19 protein-coding genes are annotated in these 24575 nt (G+C 71.3%); 18 read left to right on the forward strand and 1 reads right to left on the reverse strand.

Translation table 11 applies throughout. The features are described 5' to 3' along the window. Nucleotides 1-127: 127 nt before the first annotated feature. The 4 genes from tig to clpX all read left to right on the forward strand — a co-directional run bounded on the left by tig (nucleotide 128) and on the right by clpX (nucleotide 4623). Nucleotides 128-1507, forward strand: a complete 1380-nt coding sequence (tig, locus tag IE170_RS06960) for a trigger factor (protein WP_189808397.1) — start codon at nucleotides 128-130, stop codon at nucleotides 1505-1507. Between the two features lie 295 nt (nucleotides 1508-1802). After that, nucleotides 1803-2420, forward strand: coding sequence for an ATP-dependent Clp protease proteolytic subunit (locus IE170_RS06965; protein ID WP_189808398.1), 618 nt, complete (start codon nucleotides 1803-1805; stop codon nucleotides 2418-2420). Nucleotides 2421-2528: 108 nt separating this feature from the next. After that, nucleotides 2529-3182, forward strand: a complete 654-nt coding sequence (locus IE170_RS06970) for an ATP-dependent Clp protease proteolytic subunit (RefSeq protein WP_185902541.1) — start codon at nucleotides 2529-2531, stop codon at nucleotides 3180-3182. A gap of 154 nt (nucleotides 3183-3336) precedes the next feature. Further along, on the forward strand, nucleotides 3337-4623 hold the full coding sequence (gene clpX / locus IE170_RS06975; RefSeq protein ID WP_189808399.1) for an ATP-dependent Clp protease ATP-binding subunit ClpX: 1287 nt from the start codon (nucleotides 3337-3339) through the stop codon (nucleotides 4621-4623). 90 nt (nucleotides 4624-4713) lie between these two features. Here the strand turns inward: clpX and IE170_RS06980 are convergent, their stop codons facing one another. Then, nucleotides 4714-5724 carry a hypothetical protein gene (locus tag IE170_RS06980; protein WP_308428370.1) on the reverse strand — a complete coding sequence of 337 codons (1011 nt, stop codon included), beginning with the start codon at nucleotides 5722-5724 and terminating at the stop codon, nucleotides 4714-4716. Nucleotides 5725-5814: 90 nt separating this feature from the next. On the opposite strand from IE170_RS06980, the gene IE170_RS06985 reads away from it, so the two are divergent. The 14 genes from IE170_RS06985 (at nucleotide 5815) to IE170_RS07050 (ending at nucleotide 24522) form a co-directional block, all read left to right on the forward strand. After that, nucleotides 5815-8436 carry a valine--tRNA ligase gene (locus IE170_RS06985; RefSeq protein ID WP_189808400.1) on the forward strand — a complete coding sequence of 874 codons (2622 nt, stop codon included), beginning with the start codon at nucleotides 5815-5817 and terminating at the stop codon, nucleotides 8434-8436. A gap of 161 nt (nucleotides 8437-8597) precedes the next feature. Next, on the forward strand, nucleotides 8598-9761 hold the full coding sequence (locus tag IE170_RS06990; RefSeq protein WP_189808401.1) for a sensor histidine kinase: 1164 nt from the start codon (nucleotides 8598-8600) through the stop codon (nucleotides 9759-9761). A 155-nt stretch (nucleotides 9762-9916) separates the two neighbouring features. Continuing rightward, complete coding sequence (gene folC / locus IE170_RS06995) at nucleotides 9917-11389, forward strand: bifunctional tetrahydrofolate synthase/dihydrofolate synthase (protein ID WP_223856089.1); 1473 nt, start codon at nucleotides 9917-9919, stop codon at nucleotides 11387-11389. Nucleotides 11390-11392: 3 nt separating this feature from the next. Further along, on the forward strand, nucleotides 11393-11734 hold the full coding sequence (locus IE170_RS07000; RefSeq protein WP_189808402.1) for a DUF4233 domain-containing protein: 342 nt from the start codon (nucleotides 11393-11395) through the stop codon (nucleotides 11732-11734). A 123-nt stretch (nucleotides 11735-11857) separates the two neighbouring features. After that, nucleotides 11858-12268: a nucleoside-diphosphate kinase gene (ndk, locus tag IE170_RS07005; RefSeq protein ID WP_189808403.1), complete on the forward strand. Its 411-nt coding sequence runs from the start codon at nucleotides 11858-11860 to the stop codon at nucleotides 12266-12268. A gap of 297 nt (nucleotides 12269-12565) precedes the next feature. Beyond that, on the forward strand, nucleotides 12566-13585 hold the full coding sequence (locus IE170_RS07010) for a rod shape-determining protein (RefSeq protein ID WP_008738981.1): 1020 nt from the start codon (nucleotides 12566-12568) through the stop codon (nucleotides 13583-13585). Between the two features lie 175 nt (nucleotides 13586-13760). Beyond that, a complete protein-coding gene (gene mreC / locus IE170_RS07015) occupies nucleotides 13761-14711 on the forward strand; it encodes a rod shape-determining protein MreC (protein ID WP_189808404.1) in 951 nt (316 codons plus the stop codon). 12 nt (nucleotides 14712-14723) lie between these two features. Continuing rightward, entirely contained in the window at nucleotides 14724-15428 is a 705-nt protein-coding gene (mreD, locus tag IE170_RS07020; protein ID WP_189808405.1) for a rod shape-determining protein MreD, read from the forward strand. 13 nt (nucleotides 15429-15441) lie between these two features. Next, nucleotides 15442-17622 carry a penicillin-binding protein 2 gene (gene mrdA / locus IE170_RS07025; protein ID WP_189808406.1) on the forward strand — a complete coding sequence of 727 codons (2181 nt, stop codon included), beginning with the start codon at nucleotides 15442-15444 and terminating at the stop codon, nucleotides 17620-17622. Nucleotides 17623-17632: 10 nt separating this feature from the next. Beyond that, the gene (gene rodA, locus IE170_RS07030; protein ID WP_189808407.1) at nucleotides 17633-18832 is read left to right on the forward strand and encodes a rod shape-determining protein RodA; all 1200 of its coding nucleotides are present in this window, start codon (nucleotides 17633-17635) and stop codon (nucleotides 18830-18832) included. Nucleotides 18833-18938: 106 nt separating this feature from the next. Continuing rightward, nucleotides 18939-20480, forward strand: a complete 1542-nt coding sequence (locus IE170_RS07035; RefSeq protein WP_189808408.1) for a CYTH and CHAD domain-containing protein — start codon at nucleotides 18939-18941, stop codon at nucleotides 20478-20480. An 80-nt stretch (nucleotides 20481-20560) separates the two neighbouring features. Beyond that, nucleotides 20561-22489: a TIGR03960 family B12-binding radical SAM protein gene (locus tag IE170_RS07040; RefSeq protein ID WP_189808409.1), complete on the forward strand. Its 1929-nt coding sequence runs from the start codon at nucleotides 20561-20563 to the stop codon at nucleotides 22487-22489. A 137-nt stretch (nucleotides 22490-22626) separates the two neighbouring features. Beyond that, entirely contained in the window at nucleotides 22627-23514 is an 888-nt protein-coding gene (locus tag IE170_RS07045; RefSeq protein ID WP_189808410.1) for a hypothetical protein, read from the forward strand. 231 nt (nucleotides 23515-23745) lie between these two features. Continuing rightward, on the forward strand, nucleotides 23746-24522 hold the full coding sequence (locus IE170_RS07050) for a TIGR03936 family radical SAM-associated protein (RefSeq protein WP_189808411.1): 777 nt from the start codon (nucleotides 23746-23748) through the stop codon (nucleotides 24520-24522). The last annotated feature ends 53 nt before the right edge of the window (nucleotides 24523-24575 follow it).

The raw sequence follows: 24575 nt of genomic DNA on the forward strand, positions 1-24575 counted from the left end.
GATTGCCGCTTGCGGTTACTATGCAAGCTGCGTGCCCGTGTGTCTGATGTACCGGGCCCGATCCGCTGGAACGCTGATTCGCAGCGACAGCAGAGACCCCAGCAGTCAGCCACAAGGAGACCGAACCGTGAAGAGCGCCGTGGAGACCCTGAACCCGACTCGGGTTCGGCTCACTGTCGAGGTGCCCTTCGAGGAGCTCAAGGCCAGCCTCGACGCGGCGTACAAGAAGATCAACCAGCAGGTCACGGTGAAGGGCTTCCGCAAGGGCAAGATCCCCGCCCGCGTGATCGACCAGCGCTTCGGTCGCGGCGCCGTGCTGGAGGAGGCCGTCAACGACGCGCTGCCGAAGTTCTACACCGAGGCCGTCAACGAGGCCGAGCTCAACCCGCTGGGCCAGCCCGAGGTCGACATCACCGAGCTGAAGGACGGCGAGCTGCTGGCCTTCACCGCCGAGGTGGACGTGCGCCCCGAGATCGAGATCCCGGACTTCTCCGGCATCGAGGTCGAGGTCGACGCCGTCGAGGTCACCGACGAGGACGTCGAGAAGTCCGTCGAGCAGCTGCGCAGCCGCTTCGCGTCCACCAAGGACGTCGAGCGCGCCGCCGCCGAGGGCGACGTCGTCACCATCGACCTGGAGGCCAAGGTCGAGGGCGAGGTGCTGCCCGACGGCGTCGCCAGCGACGTCTCCTACACCATCGGCTCGGGCGAGCTCCTCGACGGCATCGACGAGGCCGTCAAGGGCCTGGAGGCCGGCGGCGAGGCCACCTTCACCTCGCAGCTGAAGGGCGGCTCCGCCGAGGGCAAGGACGCCGAGGTCACCGTCAAGGTGTCCAAGGTCTCCGCCCGCGAGCTGCCGGAGCTGGACGACGAGTTCGCGCAGATGGCGAGCGAGTTCGACACCCTGGAGGAGCTGAAGGCCGACAGCCGCAAGCGCCTCGAGAACATGAAGCAGTACGACCAGGCCACGCAGGCCCAGGAGCGCGTCCTGGAGAAGCTGCTGGAGCTCGTCGAGGTGCCGATCCCCGAGAAGCTCCTCGAGGACGAGATCAACACCCGCAAGCACAACCTGGAGCACCACCAGCTCGGCCAGATGGGCCTGACCCTCGAGAAGTACCTGGAGTTCCAGGGCAAGACGGTCGAGGAGTTCGACGCCGAGACCAAGGAGCAGGCGGTCAAGGGCATCAAGACCCAGTTCGTCCTGGACGCCCTGGTCAACAAGGAGAAGCTGGGCGTCAACCAGGAGGAGCTCACCGAGCACCTCATGCGCCGCGCCGCCTCCTCCGGCATGTCCCCCGACCAGTTCGCCCAGGCGGTCGTCGAGGGCGGCCAGGTCCCGATGCTCGTCGGCGAGGTGGCCCGCGGCAAGGCCCTCGCGGTCGTCGTCGAGGCCGCCAAGGTCGTCGACACCAACGGTGAGGTCATCGACCTGTCCGACGAGGACGAGGAGGCGGCCGAGGCCGCCGCCGAGACCGTCGAGGCGGCCGTCGAGGGCGACGAGGCGAAGTGACCCCGCGCCGGCGGCCCGCAGGGGCTGCCGGCAGGGCAGCAGCAGCCGGGGAAGGGCCCGCACGCAGCCGCGTGCGGGCCCTTCCGCGCACCGGCCCCGGCCCTTGGGAACCTTGCGCTCCGAGCGAACAGTTCGGGAAGCGGGATGGCGTTGTCCGACCTGCGCGTTAGGGTCCATGAATACGAGGGCACGGGAGTACCCGGACGACGGCGGAATGCGCCGCGCAGGCGGGCCCGCGCCCCCAGAACGAGACGCTGAGACGGCAAGCGGCCGTCGGAGACGAGCAGGTGGATACGTGACGAATCTGAAGCCTTACGCCGCGGGTGAGCCGTCCATCGGTGGCGGCCTCGGCGACCATGTCTACAACCGGCTGCTCGGCGAGCGCATCATCTTCCTCGGCCAGCAGGTCGACGACGACATCGCGAACAAGATCACGGCGCAGCTCCTGCTCCTGGCCGCCGAGCCGGAGAAGGACATCTACCTCTACATCAACAGCCCCGGCGGCTCGGTGACGGCCGGCATGGCGGTCTACGACACCATGCAGTACATCCCGAACGACGTCGTCACCATCGGCATGGGCATGGCGGCCTCCATGGGCCAGTTCCTGCTCACCGGCGGCGCCCCGGGCAAGCGCTTCGCGCTCCCGAACACCGACATCCTGATGCACCAGGGCTCCGCCGGCATCGGCGGCACCGCCTCGGACATCAAGATCCAGGCGCAGTACCTGCTGCGTACCAAGCAGCGCATGGCGGAGATCACCGCGCAGCACTCCGGGCAGACGGTGGAGGCCATCATCCGCGACGGCGACCGCGACCGCTGGTTCACGGCGGAGGAGGCCAAGCAGTACGGCCTCATCGACGAGATCATCTCCGCCGCGTCGCTGGTCCCGGGCGGCGGCGGCACCGGGGCCTGATCCCGGCCCCGCGGCGCGCGAGCGGCCCCCGCCGGGCCGCGCGCCCGCCCCGCACCAGGCAAGCCCCAGCCCGCAGAACGCCACCAGGATGGTGAACACCCGATGCACATGAACAACCTCTCTCCCGCCGGCGGCCTCTACACCGGCCCGCAGGTGGACAACCGCTACGTCGTCCCGCGCTTCGTCGAGCGCACCTCGCAGGGCGTCCGCGAGTACGACCCGTACGCGAAGCTCTTCGAGGAGCGCGTGATCTTCCTCGGCGTCCAGATCGACGACGCCTCGGCCAACGACGTCATGGCGCAGCTGCTGTGCCTGGAGTCGATGGACCCGGACCGCGACATCTCGATCTACATCAACAGCCCCGGCGGCTCCTTCACGGCGCTGACGGCGATCTACGACACGATGCAGTTCGTGAAGCCGGACATCCAGACGGTCTGCATGGGCCAGGCGGCCTCCGCCGCCGCGGTCCTGCTCGCCGCCGGCACCCCCGGCAAGCGCATGGCCCTGCCCAACGCCCGCGTGCTGATCCACCAGCCGTCCGGCGGCACCGGCCGCGAGCAGCTCTCCGACCTGGAGATCGCGGCCAACGAGATCCTGCGCATGCGCGACCAGCTGGAGACCATGCTGGCCAAGCACTCGAGCACGCCGATCGAGAAGATCCGCGAGGACATCGAGCGCGACAAGATCCTCACGGCCGAGGACGCGCTGGCGTACGGCCTGATCGACCAGATCATCTCCACCCGGAAGATGAACGCGGTCTGACCCCTGCCGCCGTTTGGCGCGGACACGTCGCACGATTCGGCGATGTGAACCGCGCCAAGGGGGCCCCGAACGGGGCCCCCGGCAGGGTACCGTCGGATATGAGGCACCAGGAGCCGCTGAACCAGGCGTCTCCCAGGCGAAGGGGAAGCACCTCGTGGCACGCATCGGTGACGGCGGCGACCTGCTCAAGTGCTCGTTCTGCGGAAAGAGCCAGAAGCAGGTGAAGAAGCTCATCGCAGGACCCGGTGTCTACATCTGCGACGAGTGCATCGACCTCTGCAACGAGATCATCGAGGAGGAGCTCGCCGAGACCTCCGAGGTGCGGTGGGAGGAACTCCCCAAGCCTCGCGAGATCTACGAGTTCCTGGAGAGCTACGTCGTCGGCCAGGAGCCGGCGAAGAAGGCGCTCTCCGTCGCGGTCTACAACCACTACAAGCGCGTCCAGGCCGGCGAGAACGGCGGTGCGCAGGGCCGGGACGACGCGATCGAGCTGGCCAAGTCCAACATCCTGCTGCTGGGCCCCACCGGCTCCGGCAAGACGCTGCTGGCGCAGACGCTCGCCCGGATGCTGAACGTCCCGTTCGCCATCGCGGACGCCACAGCGCTGACCGAGGCGGGGTACGTCGGCGAAGACGTCGAGAACATCCTCCTGAAGCTGATCCAGGCCGCCGACTACGACGTCAAGAAGGCCGAGACCGGCATCATCTACATCGACGAGATCGACAAGGTCGCCCGCAAGAGCGAGAACCCGTCGATCACGCGCGACGTCAGCGGCGAGGGCGTGCAGCAGGCCCTTCTGAAGATCCTGGAGGGCACCACCGCCTCGGTGCCGCCGCAGGGCGGGCGCAAGCACCCGCACCAGGAGTTCATCCAAATCGACACGACGAACGTGCTGTTCATCGTGGGCGGTGCCTTCGCCGGCCTGGAGAAGATCATCGAGGCCCGGGCGGGCGCCAAGGGCATCGGCTTCGGCGCGACGATCCGCTCGAAGCGGGAGATCGAGGCGAGCGACCAGTTCCAGGAGGTCATGCCGGAGGACCTGGTGAAGTTCGGGATGATCCCCGAGTTCATCGGCCGCCTCCCGGTCATCACCTCGGTGCACAACCTGGACCGCGAGGCGCTGCTCCAGATCCTCGTCGAGCCGCGGAACGCGCTGGTGAAGCAGTACCAGCGGCTGTTCGAACTCGACGGCGTCGAGCTGGACTTCGAGCGCGAGGCCCTGGAGGCCATCGCGGACCAGGCGATCCTCCGCCAGACCGGTGCGCGCGGGCTCCGCGCCATCATGGAGGAGGTGCTGATGTCGGTGATGTACGAGGTGCCGTCCCGCAAGGACGTGGCGCGCGTGGTCATCACGGCGGACGTCGTCCGCTCCAACGTCAACCCGACGCTGGTCCCGCGGATCGTCCCGAAGGACCAGGGCCCGCAGGAGAAGTCGGCGTAACGACCGCCACCCGAACGAACGAGGAGGGGCGCCCCGGACAGCCGGGGCGCCCCTCCTCGTTCGTTCGGGTGGCGGGCCGTCGCCGCGGGATCAGGCCTTGGTGCGCGAGGTGTTGTAGAGCTTGGCTGCCAGCTTGCTGAGCTCCTCCTGCGTGCCCTGGCTGCCGCCGGTCAGAACCGTCGTCTGGTCCATGTGGTTGACCGCGCCGAGGGTGGAGTAGTCGCTCCAGACGCAGGTCGGAACCACGAGGGAGCTGGGCTCTCCCGGCTTGGTCGTCTTCGTCGTGCTCATCTTGACGTCGACGCACTTCATGACGGCGCCCTTGAAGCCGTCCGGGGTGAACGACTTGGGCGTGCCCACCTTTTCGTACTTCAGGCCCAGCTTGTCGGTCTCCGGGTTCGGCGCGCCGATCTGGGCGAAGTAGGCGTCGAGGGCCCGCTCCGGGTCGGCGATCTGGCCCCAGAAGCCGTTGGCGGTCAGCTGCTTGGCCTTGCCCTTCACGCCGTTCAGGTACTGCGAGCTCGCCTGGTGGGGGTCCTTGATGCCGATGGCCTCGGCCTTGGTCTTCTGGTCGGCCGACATCGGGGTGTCCCCGCTCGACGTTCCGACCGCCTTCTCGTTCTTCGCGTACGCGTCGACCGAGGCGGGGAAGGCGAGCTTCTGACCCTTCGTCGCCTCGTCGATCGTGCCGGCCGAGCCGCCGCCCAGGAGGTACCAGCCGCCGCCCGCGATCACCGCCACCGCGGCGACCACCGCGATGACCACGCCGGCCTTCGACTTCTTCGGCGGCTGGCCGCCGTACGGGGGCTGCGGGGGCATGCCCGGCTGCTGGTAGCCGTACGGCGGGGGCTGCTGCTGGGGGAAGCCCATCGGGGCCGTCGGCGGCTGCGGGGGGTAGCCCGGGGCGGGCTGCGGGGGCTGCTGCGGGTAGCCGTAGCCCGGCTGCGCGGCCGGCGGCTGGCCGTACGGGCCGGGCTGCCCCGGCGGGGGCGGGGGCGGGGCCCCGTACGGTCCCGGCTGCTGCTGCGGCGGGCCCCCGTACGGCCCCGGCTGGTTGTAGCTCATGCCCTCGTCCCCCTTCAGGATGTTTATGCGCTCCACACATCCTGGCCCACGCGGGCCGGGCGCAGGCCCCCGGGCCCCCTGATTACCGGTTTCAGTACCGGACCGTTACGCCTCTAAACTGTGCCCGTGACCGAGAACACGCAGACACCCAGCAGCCCCAACTCCGAACTGCCGACCCAGTACGCGCCGGCCGAGGTAGAGGGGGAGCTCTACGAGCGCTGGGTAGAGCGTGGGTACTTCACCGCCGACGCGGCGAGCGAGAAGCCCGCGTACACCATCGTCATCCCCCCGCCGAACGTCACCGGCTCCCTCCACCTGGGCCACGCCTTCCAGCACACGCTCATGGACGCCCTGACGCGCCGCAAGCGCATGCAGGGCTACGAGGCCCTGTGGCTGCCCGGCATGGACCACGCCGGCATCGCCACCCAGAACAAGGTCGAGCAGCAGCTCGCCGAGGAGGGCAAGTCCCGCCACGACCTGGGCCGCGAGGAGTTCGTCGAGCGCGTCTGGCAGTGGAAGGAGGAGTACGGCGGCAAGATCCTCGGCCAGATGCGCCGCCTCGGCGACGGCGTCGACTGGTCGCGCGAGCGGTTCACCATGGACGAGGGCCTGTCCAAGGCCGTCCAGACGATCTTCAAGAAGCTCTACGACGACGAGCTGATCTACCGCGCCGAGCGCATCATCAACTGGTGCCCGCGCTGCCTGACCGCCATCTCCGACATCGAGGTGGAGTACCAGGAGGACGCCGGCGAGCTCGTCTCCATCCGGTACGGCGAGGGCGAGGACTCCCTGGTCGTCGCGACGACCCGCGCCGAGACGATGCTGGGCGACACCGCCGTCGCCGTCCACCCGGACGACGAGCGCTACCGGCACCTCGTCGGCAAGCAGATCAAGCTGCCGCTGACCGACCGCACCATCCCGGTCGTCGCCGACACGCACGTCGACCCCGAGTTCGGCACCGGCGCCGTCAAGGTGACCCCGGCGCACGACCCGAACGACTTCGCGATCGGCCAGCGCCACGACCTGCCCTCCATGACGATCATGGACGAGCACGGCGTCATCACCGTCCACGGCCCCTTCCTCGGCCTGGACCGCTACGAGGCCCGCTCCGCCGTCGTCGGCGCCCTGCGCGAGCAGGGCCGGATCGTCGCCGAGAAGCGCCCGTACATGCACTCCGTCGGCCACTGCTCGCGCTGCAAGACGACCGTCGAGCCGCGCCTGTCCATGCAGTGGTGGGTCAACGTCAAGCCGCTGGCCAAGGCCGCCGGCGACGCCGTCCGCGACGGCCGCGTCAAGATCCACCCCGAGGACATGTCGAAGCGCTACTTCGACTGGGTCGACAACATGAACGACTGGTGCATCTCGCGCCAGCTGTGGTGGGGCCACCGGATCCCGATCTGGTACGGCCCGGACGGCGAGATCGTCTGCGTCGGCCCCGACGAGCAGCCGCCGGCGGGCGAGGGCTGGCACCAGGACACCGACGTCCTCGACACGTGGTTCTCCTCCGGCCTGTGGCCGTTCTCCACGCTCGGCTGGCCGGAGAAGACCCCGGACCTGGTGAAGTTCTACTCCACCGACGTCCTGCTGACCGGCCACGACATCATCTTCTTCTGGGTCGCCCGGATGATGATGTTCGGCCTGTACGCGATGGACGGCGAGGCCCCGTTCAAGACCATCGCCCTGACCGGACTGGTCCGCGACGAGCGCGGCAAGAAGATGTCGAAGTCCTTCGGCAACGTCGTCGACCCCCTGGACTGGATGGACAAGTACGGCTCCGACGCCGTCCGCTTCACCCTGGCCAAGGGCGCCAACCCCGGCACCGACGTCCCGATCGGCGAGGACTGGGTCCAGGCGTCCCGGAACTTCGCCAACAAGATCTGGAACGCGACCCGCTTCGCGCTGATGAACGGCGCCACCGTCGAGGGCGAGCTGCCGCCGGCGGAGAAGCTGTCCGCCACCGACCGCTGGATCCTCTCCCGCCTCAACAAGACGGTCGCGCAGGTCGACGCCTACTACGAGGACTTCCAGTTCGCGAAGCTCAGCGAGGCGCTGTACCACTTCGCGTGGGACGAGGTCTTCGACTGGTACGTCGAGCTGTCGAAGACGACGTTCTTCGCGGGAGGCGAGGGCGCCAAGGCCTCCGGCCGGGTCCTCGGCGAGGTCCTGGACGTCCTGATGCGGCTGCTGCACCCGGTCGTCCCGTTCGTCACCGAGACCCTGTGGACCACCCTGACCGGCCGCGAGTCCCTCGTGGTCGCCGAGTGGCCCGGCGACAGCGGTTTCCGCGACGAGGCCGCCGAGGCCGAGATCGGGAACCTCCAGCAGGTCGTCACCGAGGTCCGCCGCTTCCGCGCCGACCAGGGCCTGCAGCCGGGCCAGAAGGTCCCGGCCCGCCTCGACCTGGCCGGCACCCCGCTGGCCGCGCACGAGGCGGCCATCCGCCAGCTGCTGCGCCTCCAGCCGGAGGGCGAGGGCTTCAGCGCCACCGCCACCCTGCCGGTCGGCGGCGCGACCGTCGCGCTCGACCTGTCGGGCACCATCGACGTGGACGCCGAGCGCAAGCGCCTCTCCAAGGACCTCGGGGCCGCGGAGAAGGAGAAGGCCCAGGCCGAGGCGAAGCTCGGGAACGAGGCCTTCCTGGCGAAGGCCCCCGACAACGTCGTGGACAAGATCAAGGGCCGTCTGGCCAAGGCCGAGGCGGACATCGCCCGCATCCAGGCCCAGCTGGCCGCGCTGCCCGCCGCCTGACGGACCGCACCGCACGGCCACCGCAGGCCCCCGCACCGCACCAGCGGCGCGGGGGCCTGCGCCGTACGGGGGAGTTCCCGGCGGGCGGCGTGCCGATTCTCACGCCCGCCGCCGCCCGCCGCCCGCCTCCTCCCCGTCCCCGACCGCGGAAGATGGACACCATGCCCGTCAAGTCCGCCGTCCCGGCGTTCCACCGGGCCGCGGCGGCCGCCGCGGCCGCGGGCCGCCGTACCGCCGGCGCCTGGTGTGCGGGGCCGCAGCGGGCGCAGGACGTGCTCGCCGCCCTCGGCTGCCTGGCCCTGATGGCCCTCGACCTGCCGGGCCTCGCCGCCGCCGACAACTCGCTGAGCGGGCCGCTGGCCGCCGCCGTGCTCGCCGCCGGGGCGGCGACGCTCCTGGTGCGGCGCCGCGCGCCGTGGATCGCGTACGCGACGGCCCTGCTGTTCCTCGGCTGGCTGCACGAGCTGACGCTGGTCCAGTTCGCCCTGTACTCGGTGGGCCGCTTCCGCGGGCGCCGGGCCGCCGTGCTCGCCACCGCCGGGTACGTGGCGTACGCGCTCGCCGTGTTCAGCGTGCCCGGCTGGCCCGAGCCGCGGGCCCAGACCCTCAGCGCGTACGCGAGCCTCGTCGTGCCGATCGGGGTGCTCGCCTCGGTCGTCGGGGTCGCCGCCTCCCGCCACGACCTGGTGCGCGAGCTGGAGGCCCGGCGGGCGGAGGCGGCCGTGCTCCAGGCGGTCCAGGAGGAGCGCACCTCGGTCGGCCGGGACGTCCACGACTTCGTCGGCCGCGAGCTGACCCTGCTGACGGTCCGCTCCGAGGTGCTGTCGCTGCGGGCCCGCGGATCGGCGTACGGCAAGGACTTCGCGGAGCTGGCGGACACCGCGCGACGGGCCCACCTCGCCCTCAACGAGATCATCGTGCAGCGCGGCGGCCCCTCCGCCACCCCGGGCCTCGACGGGCTGGCCGCGCTCGCCGAGGAGAGCGGCCGGGCCGGCTCGCCGGTGCGCATGGAGCTGGACCCGCAGGTGCACGGGCTGTCGCCGCTGCGGCAGGCCGCCGTCTACCGGGTGGTGCAGGAGTGCCTGACCAACGCGGCCAAGCACGCCCGGGGCGAGACCGTCGACGTCCGGATCGAGGCGGACGGCGGACAGCTGCGGATCTCGGTGAGCAACCCGCTGCCGGCCGGGCTCCCGGCCCGCGCGCCGGTCTCGGCGGGCTCGGGTACCGCGAGCATGGCGGAACGCGTCGGCAGCATGGGCGGCACCCTGACGGCCACCCGGACGGGCGACGCGTACGAGGTCGTCGCCACCTTCCCGCGCGGGTAGGCCTCCGACGTCCGGGGCGATACGGTCGGAACGCCCACAGGAACGGCCGAAGTGCCCGGGTCGGAAGCCGCGCCGGCCCGCGTCCGTAAACTGGGCCTGTGAGTGAGCAGCAGCCCGAGGGCCACGGCCCCGACGACCGCGACGACACCCTCGACATGTTCGACCGGATCGTGGCCGAAGAGTCCGAGCGCGACCCCGACCTGGCGGTGATCGAGGCCGGCAGCCGCACCCTGCGCGCCCAGGCCGGACCGCCGCAGGGCGACGCGGTGCCCGCCGAGCCCCTCGACCCCGAGGTGGCCGCGGCCCTGCGGGAGGTCGAGCAGGAGCTCTCCACCCGCTGGGGCGAGACGAAGCTGGAGCCGTCCGTGTCGCGGATCGCCGCGCTGATGGACGTCCTCGGCGAGCCGCAGCGCGCCTACCCGACCATCCACGTCACCGGCACCAACGGCAAGACCAGCACGGCCCGCATGATCGAGGCCCTGCTGAACGCCTTCGACCTGCGCACCGGCCGGTACACCAGCCCGCACGTGCAGTCCGTCACCGAGCGGATCAGCCTGGACGGGGCGCCGATCACGGCCGAGCGGTTCGTGGAGACCTACCGCGACATCAAGCCGTACGTGGAGATGGTCGACGCCGCGCAGGAGTACCGGCTGTCCTTCTTCGAGGTGCTCACCGCAATGGCGTACGCGGCGTTCGCGGACGCCCCGGTCGACGTCGCCGTCGTCGAGGTCGGCATGGGCGGCACCTGGGACGCGACGAACGTGATCGACGCCGCGGTCGCGGTCATCACCCCGATCAGCCTGGACCACACCGACCGGCTCGGCTCGACCCCGGGCGAGATCGCGGGGGAGAAGGGCGGCGTCGTCAAGCAGGACGCCACCGTCATCCTGGCCCAGCAGCCGGTGGACGCGGCGCAGGTGCTGCTGAAGAGGGCCGTCGAGGTCGACGCGACGGTCGCCCGCGAGGGCATGGAGTTCGGCGTCGTCTCCCGCGAGGTCGCGGTCGGCGGGCAGATGCTGACGCTGCGCGGCATGGGCGGCGAGTACGACGGGATCTTCCTGCCGCTGCACGGCGCGCACATGGCGCACAACGCGGCGGTGGCGCTGGCCGCGGTCGAGGCGTTCTTCGGCGTCGGCCGGGAGGCCGCGCGGGAGCTGGACGCCGACACGGTGCGCCGGGCGTTCGCGTCGGTGGCCTCGCCGGGCCGCATGGAGGTCGTCCGCCGCAGCCCCACGGTCATCCTGGACGCGGCGCACAACCCGGCGGGCGCGCAGGTGACGGCCGAGGCGGTCACCGAGGCCTTCGGCTTCAGCCGGCTCATCGGCGTCGTCGCCGCCAGCGAGGGCAAGGACGTCCGCGGGGTGTTCGAGGCCTTCGAGCCGATCTTCGCGGAGGTCGTGGTCACCGCGAACACCAGCCACCGGGCGATGTCGGCGGACGAGCTGGCGGCCATCGCGGTCGAGGTGTTCGGCCCCGACCGGGTCCAGGTCGAGCCGCGGCTGGACGACGCCCTGGAGGCCGCCATCACCCTGGCGGAGGAAGAGGGCGAGTACGGAGGGGCCGGCGTCCTGGTCACCGGCTCCGTGATCACGGTGGGCGAGGCCCGCCTGCTGCTGAAGAGGGGCTGACGGATGCGCACGCTGTGTGCGAGCACCCTGATCGCGGAATTCTTCGTGATCGGGTTCGCCGGGCTGGTCGCCATGAAGGGCGACCTGTCGCAGGCCACGGTCTGGACGGTCTGCGGGATCGCGATGCTGCTGTCGTTGCTGCTGTGCGGGATGCTGTCGCGCCCCGGCGCGGTGCAGATCGGCTGGGCGCTGCAGATCGGGCTGATCGCGAGCGGCTTCGTCGTGCCGACGATGTTCTTCCTCGGGGCGGTCTTCGCCGGCCTGTGGTGGTGCTCGGTCCACTACGGGCGCAAGATCGACGAGGCCAAGGCCCGCTGGGCCGCGCAGGGCGAGGCCCAGGCCTGAGGCCGGGGGCGGGGGCGGGCCCCGGGAGGCAGGCGGAAGCGGTACCCGGTCCGGGTGCCGGCGGCCCCCGGCGCTCCCTGTAGCCTCGTACCACCGCACCCGTTTGCCGCAAGGAGCCGCAACATGTCCCAGCGCACGCTCGTCATCCTCAAGCCCGACGCGGTGAAGAGGGGACTGGTCGGCGAGATCATCGGCCGCATCGAGCGGAAGGCCGGCTGGACGATTCCCGCCATGGAGCTGCGCACGCTGGACCAGGAGACCCTGGAGGCCCACTACGGCGAGCACAAGGGCAAGGTCTTCTACGAGCCGCTCATGGGCTTCATGGCGAGCGGCCCGGTCGTCGTCCTCGTGGTCGAGGGCGAGCGGGCCATCGAGGGCGTCCGGCAGCTGGCCGGCCCGACCGACCCGATCGCCGCGGCGCCCGGCTCCATCCGGGGGGACTTCGGGACCATCGTCCGCGAGAACCTGATCCACGCGTCGGACTCGCAGGAGTCCGCGGAGCGCGAGCTGAAGCTGTTCTTCCCCGCGCTGTGACCCCGTCGCTCCTGACGTGACATCAGCCGAATAGCGCTCTCCACCTGGGGCGACCGAAGTAATTTCGGTCGCCCTTCGGTATAGGGGGGCACCCGCGGGAACGCATGGGCAGGACACGACGTCACCAGTAAGGGGGCGGGTATCCGTTCCGGCGGGATTGCCGGAGTCCCGTCGCGCGATGTGCGCACCCGCGGCACTACGATGGGGCCTCCACCCACACACCCACCTCGCCGACCTGACAGCAGCCGCTATCAACTGGAAGGCCAGACGCTCCTCATGGGGAACAAGGGGAACAACATGTCGTTCATCGGCCGTGACATGGCGATCGACCTCGGGACCGCCAACACGCTGGTGTACGTGAGGGGCCGGGGGATCGTCCTGAACGAGCCGTCCGTGGTCGCCATCAACACGAACACCGGTGGCATTCTGGCGGTCGGCTCCGAGGCGAAGAAGATGATCGGGCGCACGCCCGGGAACATCGTCGCCGTCAGGCCCCTCAAGGACGGCGTCATCGCCGACTTCGAGATCACCGAGCGGATGCTCCGGTACTTCATCCTCAAGATCCACAAGCGCCGCTACCTGGCCCGCCCGCGCGTCGTGGTCTGCGTCCCCTCCGGCATCACCGGGGTGGAGCGCCGCGCCGTCATCGAGGCGTCCACCCAGGCCGGCGCCCGTCAGGTCCACATCATCGAGGAGCCCATGGCCGCGGCCATCGGCTCGGGCCTCCCGGTCCACGAGGCCACCGGCAACATGGTCGTGGACATCGGCGGCGGCACCACGGAGGTCGCCGTCATCTCCCTCGGCGGAATCGTCACGGCCCAGTCCATCCGGGTCGCCGGCGACGAGCTGGACAACGCGATCATCCAGCACATCAAGAAGGAGTACAGCCTCCTCCTCGGTGAGCGCACCGCCGAGCAGATCAAGATCACGATCGGGTCGGCGTACGACCTCGACAAGGACGAGCACACCGAGATCCGCGGCCGCGACCTCGTCTCGGGCCTGCCCAAGACGGTCGTCATCTCGGCCGCCGAGGTCCGCAAGGCCATCGAGGAGCCGGTGAACGCGATCGTGGACGCGGTCAAGACGACCCTCGACAAGTGCCCGCCGGAGCTCTCCGGCGACATCATGGACCGCGGCATCGTCCTCACCGGCGGCGGCGCCCTGCTGCGCGGCCTCGACGAGCGGCTGCGCCGCGAGACGGGCATGCCGATCCACATCGCCGAGGACCCCCTCGACTCCGTCGCGCTCGGCTCCGGCAAGTGCGTGGAGGAGTTCGAGGCGCTCCAGCAGGTCCTGGACGCCCAGCCCCGACGGTGACGCCAACCCCCTTGCGGGGCGGCGCGGAACACAAGGATCCGCCGTACGGGTGCTGCCGCGCCCGTGCGGCGGATCGTTGATATACAGGCAACAGCCCGGTGCGCCCCCGAGCGCCGGGCGCGACCGGAGCGGCTCAGCCGCACGGGCAACTACGAGGAAGGCACGGCCGCCGCACGTGAGGGACACACGAGAAAGCCGGCTGCTCCTGGTGCTCCTGATCGCCATCGCGTTCGCATTGATCACGGTGGACATCAGGGCAGGCGAGGAGTCTCCGGTCGACGGCGCCCGGCAGGCCGCCGCGGCGGTCTTCGGACCGGTCGAGGAAGGCGTCGCCTCGGCCGTCGACCCCGTCGCCAACGCCATAGGCGCCGTACGGGACTCCGGCGAACGGCACAGCCGCATCGCCGTCCTCGAACGCGAGAACGCCGCCCTGAAGGCCAAGCTGGGCAGCGAGGACCTCACCCGCAGCCGCATCCGCGAACTCGACGAGATGCTCAAGCGGGCCGGCTCCGGCCAGTACGGCATCAAGGGCGCCGAGGTCATCGCCATAGGAGCGGCCCAGGGCTTCTCCTGGACCGTCACCATCGACGCCGGCAGCAACGACGGCATCGAACGCGACATGACCGTCCTCAACGGCGACGGCCTCGTCGGCCGCGTCGCCACCGTCGGCCCCGACACCGCCACCGTCGTCCTCGCCAACGACCCCGACTTCACCGTCGGCACCCGCCTGGAGAAGACCGGCGAACTCGGCTTCGCCACCGGCCAGGGCGACCGCGCCCTGTCCGTCCAGATGCTCAACGGCAAGGCCAAGGTCGCCCCCGGGGACCGGCTCGTCACCTTCGGGTCCCGCGGCAACAAGCCCTTCGTCCCCGGCGTCCCCATCGGAGAGGTCGTCAAGGTCGACCCCGCCCGCGGCGACCTCACCCGCACCGTCTGGGTCCGCCCCTTCGTCGGCTTCTCCCGCCTCGACATCGTCGGCGTCGTCGTCGTACCCCCGCGCGAGGACCCGCGCGACACCGTCCTGCCCCCCAAGCCCGCGGTCCAGCCCACCCCGACGGTCACGGTCACGGTCACCCCGTCCCCGTCCGCGTCCGCCGGTGCCCCCGCCAAGCCGGCCGACGAGTAGGAGCTGCCCCCCATGCGCTTCAACCGGATCCTGCTCTCCGCCACGCTCGTCGTGGTCGCCCTCGTCATCCAGGTCAGCGTCCTCGGACGGCTGCAACTGCCCGGGGCCGTGCCCGACCTCGTCCTGCTGACCGTCGTCGCCCTCGCCCTCGTCTACGGGCACACCAGCGGCGCCCTCATCGGCTTCGCCGCCGGACTCGTCGCCGACCTCGCCCCGCCCGCCGACCACGCCGCCGGGCGCTACGCGCTCGTCCTGTGCGTCATCGGCTACGCCGCCGGCCTCGTCCGGCCCGACTCCGGACGGTTCCGCTCCGCCTGGGGCCCCCTCCTCACCGTCGTCGCCGCGGCCATCACCTCCACCCTGATGTACGCGGGCGTCGGCGCCCTCGTCGGCGACACCGCCGCCCGCCACGTCGGCCTGACGGGGCTGCTGCTCACCGCCACCGTCTACGACCTGCTCCTCGCGCCGTTCACCGTGCCGTTCATCATGGCCCTCGCCCGGCGCGCCGAGAACGACCCGCTGGCCGTCGAGGCCAACGCCGGCCAGGCCAAGACGGCCGACGTCTCCTCCGGCTGGGTCGCCGGCGGCACCGGCCTGCGCATCGGCAGCCAGCGCGGCGGGCTCCGGCTGATCACCGCGCGCAACCGGGCCAACCGGGCCGGCCGGATAAGGGGGGTCAAGGGCGTCAAGAGCGTGAAGAGCGTCAAGAAGCTGTGAGGGGGCAGGGCCCGTGACCAACACCCCCGAGACCGGCCGCACCTCCCGCGTGCAGATCCGGCTCGTCATCGTCCAGGTGCTCATCTGCTCCATGCTGGCCACCCTCGGCGGGCGCCTGTGGTACATCCAGATCCGCAACGGCGACGAGTACTCCTACGAAGCCCGGCACAACCACGTCCAGCGGGTCGTCCAGCCCGCCGTGCGCGGCCCCATCCTCGACGCCCGCGGCGTGGCCCTCGCCGACAACGAGACCCGCCTCGTGGTCTCCGCGAGCCGCACCGCGCTGATGAAGATGAAGGACAAGGGCAAGGGCGTCCTCACCCGGCTCGCCGACGTGCTCGACATGACGCCGAAGGAGGTCATGGAGAAGGTCCGCATCTGCGACTCCGAGACCCCCGCCCCCTGCTGGAACGGCTCCCCCTACCAGCCGATCCCGGTCACCTCCGAGGCCACCACCCAGCAGGCCCTCCAGATCCGCGAGCGCCCCGAGGAGTTCCCCGGCATCACCGCCGAGCCCACCGCAGTACGCCGCTACCCCGCGCCCGGCGGCGCCCGCACCGCGCAGGTGCTCGGCTACCTCTCCCCGGTCACCGACGAGGAGATCCAGAAGGCCAAGAACACCGACTCCCCGCACCTGCGCTCCGACCAGGTCGGCCGCTCCGGGATCGAGCGGACGTACGACAGGGAGCTGCGAGGCAAGGCGGCCGTCACCTCCTACGAGGTCGACAACCTCGGCCGGGTGATGGGCCAGACCAGGTCCGACCCGGGCGTCCCCGGCTCCACCCTCGTCACCAGCATCGACGCCCGCGTCCAGGCCGTCGCCGAGTTCGAGCTCCAGCAGGCGATGAAGACCGTCCGCCAGGAGACCGACAAGATCACCGGCCGGAAGTACGAGGCCGACGCCGGCGCCGTCGTCGTCATGGAGTCCAAGACCGGCCGCATCGTCGCCATGGCCTCCCAGCCCGACTACGACCCCAACGCCTGGGTCGGCGGCATTTCCGCCAAGGACTACGCCCGGCTCACCAGCAAGAACTCCAACTACCCGCTGCTCAACCGGGCCATCCAGGGCCAGGCGCCCGCGGGCTCCATCTTCAAGGTGGTCTCCGCCAGCGCCGCCGTGCGCGCCGGCTACCCCTTCGACAGCCGCTACAACTGCAGCAGCTCCTACAGCCTCGGCGGCCGCAGCTTCGCCAACTTCGAGTCCAAGGGGCACGGCCCCATCACCCTCGGCGAGGCCCTGAAGTTCTCCTGCAACACCGTCTTCTACGCCCTCGGGCACAAGGAATGGCAGCGCGACGGCGGCCTGACCCCGAAGAAGGACGCCCACGACTGGTTCTACCGGACCGCCCGCGAGTTCGGCCTCGGCTCCGAGACAGGCGTCGACCTGCCGAACGAGGTCACCGGCCGCATCCCCGACCGGCAGTGGAAGAAGAGCTTCTGGAAGGCCAACAAGGACGCCTGGTGCAAGCAGGGCAAGAAGGGCGGCACCTACGTCGAGCAGATCGCCTACGAGAGCTGCCTCGAAGGCAACCAGCTCAAGGCGTTCGACAGCATCAACTTCGCCATCGGCCAGGGCGACGTCCTCGTCACCCCGATCCAGATGGCGACCGCCTACGCCGCGATCAGCAACGGCGGGACCCTCTACAACCCCACCGTCGGCAAGGCCGTCATCAGCCCCGACGGCAAGCGGACCGACGTCATCCAGCCGACGCCGCACGGCCGGCTGCCCGTCGACGCCGAGACCCTGAAGGACCTCGACAAGGGCCTGCGGATGGTCGTCGAACCCGGCGGCACCGCCGCCTGGCGCTTCGGCGGCTGGCCCCAGGACAAGATCCCGATGCGCGCCAAGACCGGCACCGCCCAGGTCTACGGCAAGCAGACGACCTCCTGGCTGGCCACCTACACCGACGATTTCACCATCGTCATGACGATCTCCCAGGGCGGCACCGGCTCCGGCGCCTCCGGCCCCGCCGTCCGCAACATCTACAACGCCATGTACGGCCTCGACATGGAAGGCGGCTTCGACCCGGCCCGGGCCCTGCTGCCCAAGCCGCAGACCAAGCTGCCGGCCGTCCGCCCCGACGGCACCATCGAGGCGCCCGAGGTGAAGCCGTACGTGCCCCCGTCCCCCGAAGACCTGGCGCCGCCCGCGCTCGCCGGACCCCCCGCACCGCCCCCCTCGTGGCAGGACTGAGCCCACCACCATGCAGACCGCCAACAAGTTCTCCGTCTCCCGGTACGCGCCCGAGCGCGGCGCGATGGCCAAGCTGACCTCGCGCGACTCGGTGCTGCGCCGGCTCGACTGGCCGATACTCCTCTCGGCGCTCGCCCTGTCCCTCCTCGGCACCCTGCTGGTGTGGTCGGCGACGAGGAACCGGACCCAGCTGAACCAGGGCGACCCGTACTACTTCCTCGTCCGCCACGCCATGAACACCGGCATCGGGCTCGTCCTGATGATCGGCACGATCTGGCTCGGCCACCGCACGCTGCGGGGCGCCGTACCGGTCCTCTACGGCATCTCACTGGTGCTGATCATCGCGGTGCTCACCCCGCTCGGCGCCACCATCAACGGCGCCCACGCCTGGATCGTCATCGGCGGCGGCTTCTCCCTCCAGCCCTCCGAATTCGTCAAGATCACGATCATCCTGGTCATGGCGATGCTGCTCGCCGCGAGGGTCGACGCGGGCGACATCGCCCACCCCGACCACCGCACGGTCGTCAAGGCCCTGCTGCTCGCGGCCGCCCCCATGGGCATCATCATGCTCATGCCCGACCTCGGGTCGGTCATGGTCATGGTCGTCATCGTGCTCGGCGTCCTGCTCGCCTCCGGCGCCTCCAACCGCTGGGTCTTCGGCCTCCTCGGCTCCGGCGTCGCCGGGGCCGTCCTCGTCTGGCAGCTCGGCATCCTCGACGAGTACCAGATCAACCGCTTCGCGGCGTTCGCCAACCCCGAGCTCGACCCCGCCGGCGTCGGCTACAACACCAACCAGGCGCGCATCGCCATCGGCTCCGGCGGGCTCACCGGATCCGGGCTGTTCAAGGGCTCGCAGACCACCGGCCAGTTCGTCCCCGAGCAGCAGACCGACTTCGTCTTCACCGTGGCGGGGGAGGAGCTCGGCTTCATCGGCGCCGGCCTCATCCTCGTCCTGCTCGGCGTCATCCTCTGGCGCGCCTGCGTGATCGCCCGGGAGACCACCGAGCTGTACGGGACCATCGTGTGCGCCGGCATCATCGCCTGGTTCGCCTTCCAGTCCTTCGAGAACATCGGCATGACGCTCGGGATCATGCCGGTCGCCGGCCTGCCGCTCCCGTTCGTCTCGTACGGCGGGTCGTCCATGTTCGCCGTGTGGGTGGCCATCGGACTGCTCCAGTCGATCAAGGTGCAACGGCCGATGTCCGCGTAGGCGCGGAGCGCCGGGCGGGGCGTTCGACGGGCGGATTCATTCCATTTCACCCCCCGGGTACCCGTTCGCCCTGCGGGCGCCCGCCCACCCGGTCTAAGTTCGGTGCATGGCGGACACGAAACGCGAGATCGAACGCAAATTCGAGTTCACGACGGACGAGGCCGAACGGCGCGGCGTCCCCGACCTGGCCGGCACCGCAGGGATCGCCGCCGTCGACGACCGCGGCACCGCCGACCTCGACGCCGTCTACTACGACACCCCCGACCAGCGGCTCGCGGCGGACGGCGTCACCCTGCGCCGCCGCACCGGCGGCCCCGACGCCGGCTGGCACCTCAAACTGCCCGTCTCCCCGGGTGTCCGCGACGAGATCGGCGCCCCGCTCTCCGACACCGTCCCCCGCCACCTCGCCGCCCTCGTCCGCTCCCGCGTCCGCGACACGGACCTCGTCCCGCTGATCCGGCTGCGCTCCACCCGCCGGATCAGCCACCTCCTCGACGCCGACGGCGCCCTCCTCGCCGAGCTCTCCACCGACACCGTCCACGCCGAATCCCGGCGGGGCGAAGACACCGCCGCCGCCACCGCCGACTGGACCGAGATCGAAGTGGAACTCGCCGACGGCACCGACCCCGCCCTCCTCGACGCCGCCGAGAAGGCATTCCGCAAAGCCGGCATCCGGCCCTCCGACAGCCCCTCCAAACTCGCCCGCGCCCTCGCCGACACCGGCACCGCCGCCACCCCCGCACCCCGCCCCGACCCCGGCGAAGGCACCGCGGGCGCGTACGTCCTCGCCTACCTCCGGGAACAGCGCGACTCCCTCGTCGCCCACGACCCCGCCGTCCGCCGCGACCTCCCCGACGCCGTCCACCAGATGCGCGTCGCAAGCCGCCGCCTGCGCAGCGCCCTCAAAACCCACCGCAAGGTCCTCGACCGCACGGCCACCGACCCCCTCGGCGACGCCCTGCGCCGACTCGCCCGCGAACTCGGCGTCGACCGCGACCAGGAAGTCCTCCACGAACGCTTCCGCACCCGCATCGGCGAACTCCCGCACCCCCTCCTCCTCGGACCCGTCCGCGGCCGCCTGCGCACCTGGAACAACGGCCGCCGCGCCGAATCCCGCCGCCGCGCCCTCGCCGCCCTCGACGACCCCCGCCACCTCGCCCTCCTCGACTCCCTCGACGCCCTGCTCGCCGACCCGCCGCTGCTCCCCGCCGCCGGCAAGCCCGCCGGGCCCGTCCTCGCCAAGTCCGTCCGCCGCGAGTACGACCGCCTCGCCGGCCGCATCGCCGACGCCCTCGCCCTCGACCCCGGCCACGACCGCGACGTCGCCCTCCACACCGCCCGCAAGGCGGCCAAACGGGCCCGCTACGCCGCAGAGGCGGCCGAACCGGCGCTCGGCAAGCCGGCCAAGCGCCTGCGCAAGGACCTCAAGGCCGTCCAGACCCTGCTCGGCGACCACCAGGACGGCGTCGTCGCCCGCGAAGCCCTGCGCGACCTCTCCGTCCAGGCCGCCGCAGCCGGCGAGAACGCCTTCACCTGGGGCGTCCTGTACGCCCGCGAGGACGCCCTGGCCGCCCGAAGCGAACGCGACCTTCCGCACGTATGGGACAAGGTCGCGCGCCGGGCACGCAAGAAGGGCCTCCGCCCGTAGCCGGTGATCACACCGTCCGGCGGGCCCGACCCCTCGGGTTACGCTAGAGAGTCACCCCCTGCCCGCTTCACGAAAGTCGCGTGATGTCCGAGTCGGTCTTCCCACAGCTCGAAGCTCTGCTCCCGCATGTGCAGAAGCCCATCCAGTACGTCGGCGGTGAACTCAACTCCACCGTCAAGCCGTGGGATTCGTGTGACGTCCGGTGGGCGCTCATGTACCCGGACGCGTACGAGGTCGGGCTCCCCAACCAGGGCGTCATGATCCTCTACGAGGTGCTGAACGAGCGCGAGGGCGTCCTCGCCGAGCGCACGTACAGCGTGTGGCCCGACCTCGAAGAGCTCATGCGCGAGCACAAGGTGCCGCAGTTCACCGTCGACAGCCACCGCCCGGTCGGCGCCTTCGACGTCTTCGGCCTGTCCTTCTCCACCGAGCTGGGCTACACCAACATGCTCACGGCGCTGGACCTCGCGGGCATCCCCCTCGAAGCCCGCGACCGCACCGTCGACCACCCGATCGTCCTCGCCGGCGGCCACGCCGCCTTCAACCCCGAGCCGATCGCCGACTTCATCGACTGCGCCGTCATCGGCGACGGCGAGCAGGCCGTCCTCGACATCACCGAGATCATCCGCGCCTGGAAGGCCGAAGGCCGCCCCGGCGGCCGCGAGGAGCTGCTGCTGCGCCTCGCCAAGACCGGAGGCGTGTACGTCCCCGGCTTCTACGACGTCGAGTACCTGCCCGACGGCCGCATCGCCCGCGTCGTCCCCAACCGCTCCGGCGTGCCGTGGCGCGTGTCCAAGCACACCGTCATGGACCTCGACGAATGGCCCTACCCCAAGCAGCCGCTGGTCCCGCTCGCCGAGACCGTCCACGAGCGGATGTCCGTCGAGATCTTCCGCGGCTGCACCCGCGGCTGCCGCTTCTGCCAGGCCGGCATGATCACGCGCCCCGTTCGGGAGCGAAGCATCACCGGCATCGGCGAGATGGTGGACCGCGGCCTGAAGGCCACCGGCTTCGAGGAGGTCGGCCTGCTCTCGCTGTCCTCCGCGGACCACACGGAGATCGCCGACATCGCCAAGGGCCTCGCCGACCGCTACGCGGACGACAAGGTCGGCCTGTCCCTCCCGTCGACCCGCGTCGACGCCTTCAACGTGGACCTGGCCAACGAGCTCACCCGCAACGGGCGCCGCTCCGGCCTGACCTTCGCCCCCGAGGGCGGCTCCGAGCGCATGCGCAAGGTCATCAACAAGATGGTCTCGGAAGAGGACCTGATCCGCACCGTTGCCACCGCCTACGGCAACGGCTGGCGCCAGGTGAAGCTGTACTTCATGTGCGGCCTGCCGACCGAGACCGACGAGGACGTCCTCCAGATCGGCGACATGGCGGTCAACGTGATCGCCAAGGGCCGCGAGGTGTCCGGCCAGAACGACATCCGCTGCACCGTCTCCATCGGCGGCTTCGTCCCCAAGCCGCACACCCCCTTCCAGTGGGCCCCCCAGCTGTCGGCGGAGGAGACGGACGCCCGCCTGGCGAAGCTCCGCGACAAGATCCGCGGCGACAAGAAGTACGGCCGCTCCATCGGCTTCCGCTACCACGACGGCAAGCCGGGCATCGTCGAGGGCCTGCTCTCCCGCGGCGACCGCCGCATCGGCGACGTCATCCGCGCCGTGTACGAGGACGGCGGCCGCTTCGACGGCTGGCGCGAGCACTTCAGCTACGACCGCTGGATGGAGTGCGCCGAGAAGACCCTCCCGCAGTACGGCGTCGACGTGGCCTGGTACACGACGCGCGAGCGCACCTACGAGGAGGTCCTCCCCTGGGACCACCTCGACTCGGGCCTCGACAAGGACTGGCTGTGGGAGGACTGGCAGGACGCCCTCGACGAGACGGAGGTCGAGGACTGCCGCTGGACGCCCTGCTTCGACTGCGGCGTCTGTCCTCAGATGGACACGCAGATCCAGATCGGGCCGACCGGCAAGAAGCTGCTGCCGCTGTCGGTCGTCAACAAGTAGGAGACCCCCCGTCCCGCCCGGAATCCGCCCGGAGCACCTGCTTCATCCGCAGGGGCTCCGGCCGCCCGGGCGGGATCCGGGTGAAGATCCGCGCCCCCGTTGCAACGGCACGGGGGCGTTCCTGTGTCCTTGGGGGCATGGAACGCGTCAACCGGCCCGCCGCCGGCCAGGGCGAAGGCTGCCTCACCGGGGTGCTCCGGGTGCCCGTCAAGATCGTCGCCGTGCTCGTCGTGCTGCCCGTGCGGGTGGTGTGGGAGCTGCTCGCCGCCGGTGCGCGGGCCCTGTGCCGGCACGTGCTCGGGCCGCTGTGGACCCACGTCCTCGGGCCGGTGCTCCGAGGCACCGGGTGGGTGCTGGGCGTGCTGCTCAGGCTGGTCTTCGTCTGGCCGTGGGTCGGGCTGTGGCTGTACCTGCTCGCCCCCGCGGGCCGCGCCGTGTACGCGTACCTGCTCGCGCCGATCGGGCGCGGGCTGCGGTGGCTGGGCTCCGCCGGCCACCGCTGGCTGATCGCCCCGACCGGGCAGGGCCTCGTATGGCTGGGCCGGGCCGTGTACGGGTACCTGCTCGCCCCCGTCGGGCGGGGCGTGATGTGGCTGGCCTCGGCCGTGTACCGGTACGTGCTCGCCCCGATCGGCCGCGGAGTGCTGTGGCTGCTGCGCGCCGCCTGGGACCACCTGGTCGTCCCGGTGGGGCGGGCGGTCGCCTGGACCGCCGCGGCGGTGTGGCGGTGGGTCCTCGTCCCCGTCGGGAGCGCCGCCGCCCGGGTCGCCCGCGGCGTCCACCGCTGGGTGCTGCTGCCGCTGTGGCAGGTGCTCGTATGGGCCTGGCACGTGGCCGGCCGGATCGCGCGGGCCCTGTGGCGGGGGATCTCCCTGGTGGCGTGGGCGCTGGTCGGCTGGCCCTGCCGGCAGCTCTACCGCCACGTCCTCACCCCGGTCGGGCACCTGCTGCGCGACGCGTGGCGCACCCTGCGCACCACCGCCCGGCAGGTGCGGGCCGAAGTGCGCCGCGTGCTCCTCGGGTGACCGCCCCGGGAACCGGCGAGGTCAGGGGCGCGTAATCTGGGTAGTACGACAGCCACAGGCCGCCTGCCCGCCCCCGTGCACCCCCCGCCCCCGAGGCGGGGGCGAGCCGGGGCGCGGGGCACGGCCGGCAGTCCCCCGGACCTCAGGGCGACGCGCGAGCCGCGGAGCCCCGCACAAGGAGAAGAACCCCTGGGCAAGCGACAGCCCGAAGGCCCGCCCCCCGCACCGGTGGTGCAGCGCATCCGACTGCGCTACACCAAGCGCGGCCGCCTCCGGTTCACCAGCCACCGAGACTTCCAGCGCGCGTTCGAACGCGCCCTGCGCCGGGCCGAGGTGCCGATGGCGTACTCGGCCGGCTTCACCCCCCACCCCCGCGTCTCCTACGCGAACGCCGCGCCGACCGGCACCGGCAGCGAGGCCGAGTACCTGGAGATCGCGCTCACGGAGCCCCGCGATCCGGAGAAGCTCCGCGAACTGCTCGACGAGTCGATGCCGCTCGGCCTCGACATCATCGACGCCGTCGAGGCCCGCACCTCCGGCCTCGCCGACCGGCTGACCGCCTCCGTGTGGGAGCTGCGGCTCGACGGGGTCGACTCCGCCGAGGCGGCGCGCGCGGCCGAGGCCTTCCTCGCCGCCGAGCAGGTGGAGGTGCAGCGCCGCACCAAGAACGGCATGCGCACCTTCGACACCCGGGGCGCCGTCGCCTCCCTGGAGGTTCTTCCTCCGGCTGATAGGACGGCGGACAATGCCTGTGCGATACTGCGGCTGGTTGTTCGGCATCTGACACCTGCCGTTCGACCCGACGACGTCCTGTCCGGTCTCCGAGCTGTGGCCGACCTGGCGCCGCCGGTCCCCGCAGCGGTGACCAGGCTGGCGCAGGGGCTCTTCGACGAGGAGTCCGGCACGGTGACCGACCCGCTCGCGCCCGACCGCGAGGCCGACACGGCCGCTCCACCCACGGCCGCCGTGGCTGCCGACGCGAAGGCGCCGGAAGGTCCCGCCGCGTAAGGGCGTCGCCGCCGCCGCGCAGCCCTGGTACTCGGGAGCCACCTGGGTCGGGC

Source organism: Streptomyces toxytricini, assembly GCF_014649915.1.
In the GTDB taxonomy this organism is placed as follows: Bacteria; Actinomycetota; Actinomycetes; order Streptomycetales; family Streptomycetaceae; genus Streptomyces; species Streptomyces toxytricini.

What these genes read in the sequence shown, in the direction of transcription:
- IE170_RS06970 (WP_185902541.1), top strand. Translation starts at nt 2,529, where the DNA reads ATGAACAACCTCTCTCCCGCCGGCGGCCTCTACACCGGCCCGCAGGTG.
- IE170_RS06990 (WP_189808401.1), top strand. Translation starts at nt 8,598, where the DNA reads ATGCCCGTCAAGTCCGCCGTCCCGGCGTTCCACCGGGCCGCGGCGGCC.
- folC (WP_223856089.1), top strand. Translation starts at nt 9,917, where the DNA reads ATGTTCGACCGGATCGTGGCCGAAGAGTCCGAGCGCGACCCCGACCTG.
- IE170_RS07000 (WP_189808402.1), top strand. Translation starts at nt 11,393, where the DNA reads ATGCGCACGCTGTGTGCGAGCACCCTGATCGCGGAATTCTTCGTGATC.
- ndk (WP_189808403.1), top strand. Translation starts at nt 11,858, where the DNA reads ATGTCCCAGCGCACGCTCGTCATCCTCAAGCCCGACGCGGTGAAGAGG.
- IE170_RS07010 (WP_008738981.1), top strand. Translation starts at nt 12,566, where the DNA reads ATGTCGTTCATCGGCCGTGACATGGCGATCGACCTCGGGACCGCCAAC.
- mreD (WP_189808405.1), top strand. Translation starts at nt 14,724, where the DNA reads ATGCGCTTCAACCGGATCCTGCTCTCCGCCACGCTCGTCGTGGTCGCC.
- rodA (WP_189808407.1), top strand. Translation starts at nt 17,633, where the DNA reads ATGCAGACCGCCAACAAGTTCTCCGTCTCCCGGTACGCGCCCGAGCGC.
- IE170_RS07035 (WP_189808408.1), top strand. Translation starts at nt 18,939, where the DNA reads ATGGCGGACACGAAACGCGAGATCGAACGCAAATTCGAGTTCACGACG.
- IE170_RS07045 (WP_189808410.1), top strand. Translation starts at nt 22,627, where the DNA reads ATGGAACGCGTCAACCGGCCCGCCGCCGGCCAGGGCGAAGGCTGCCTC.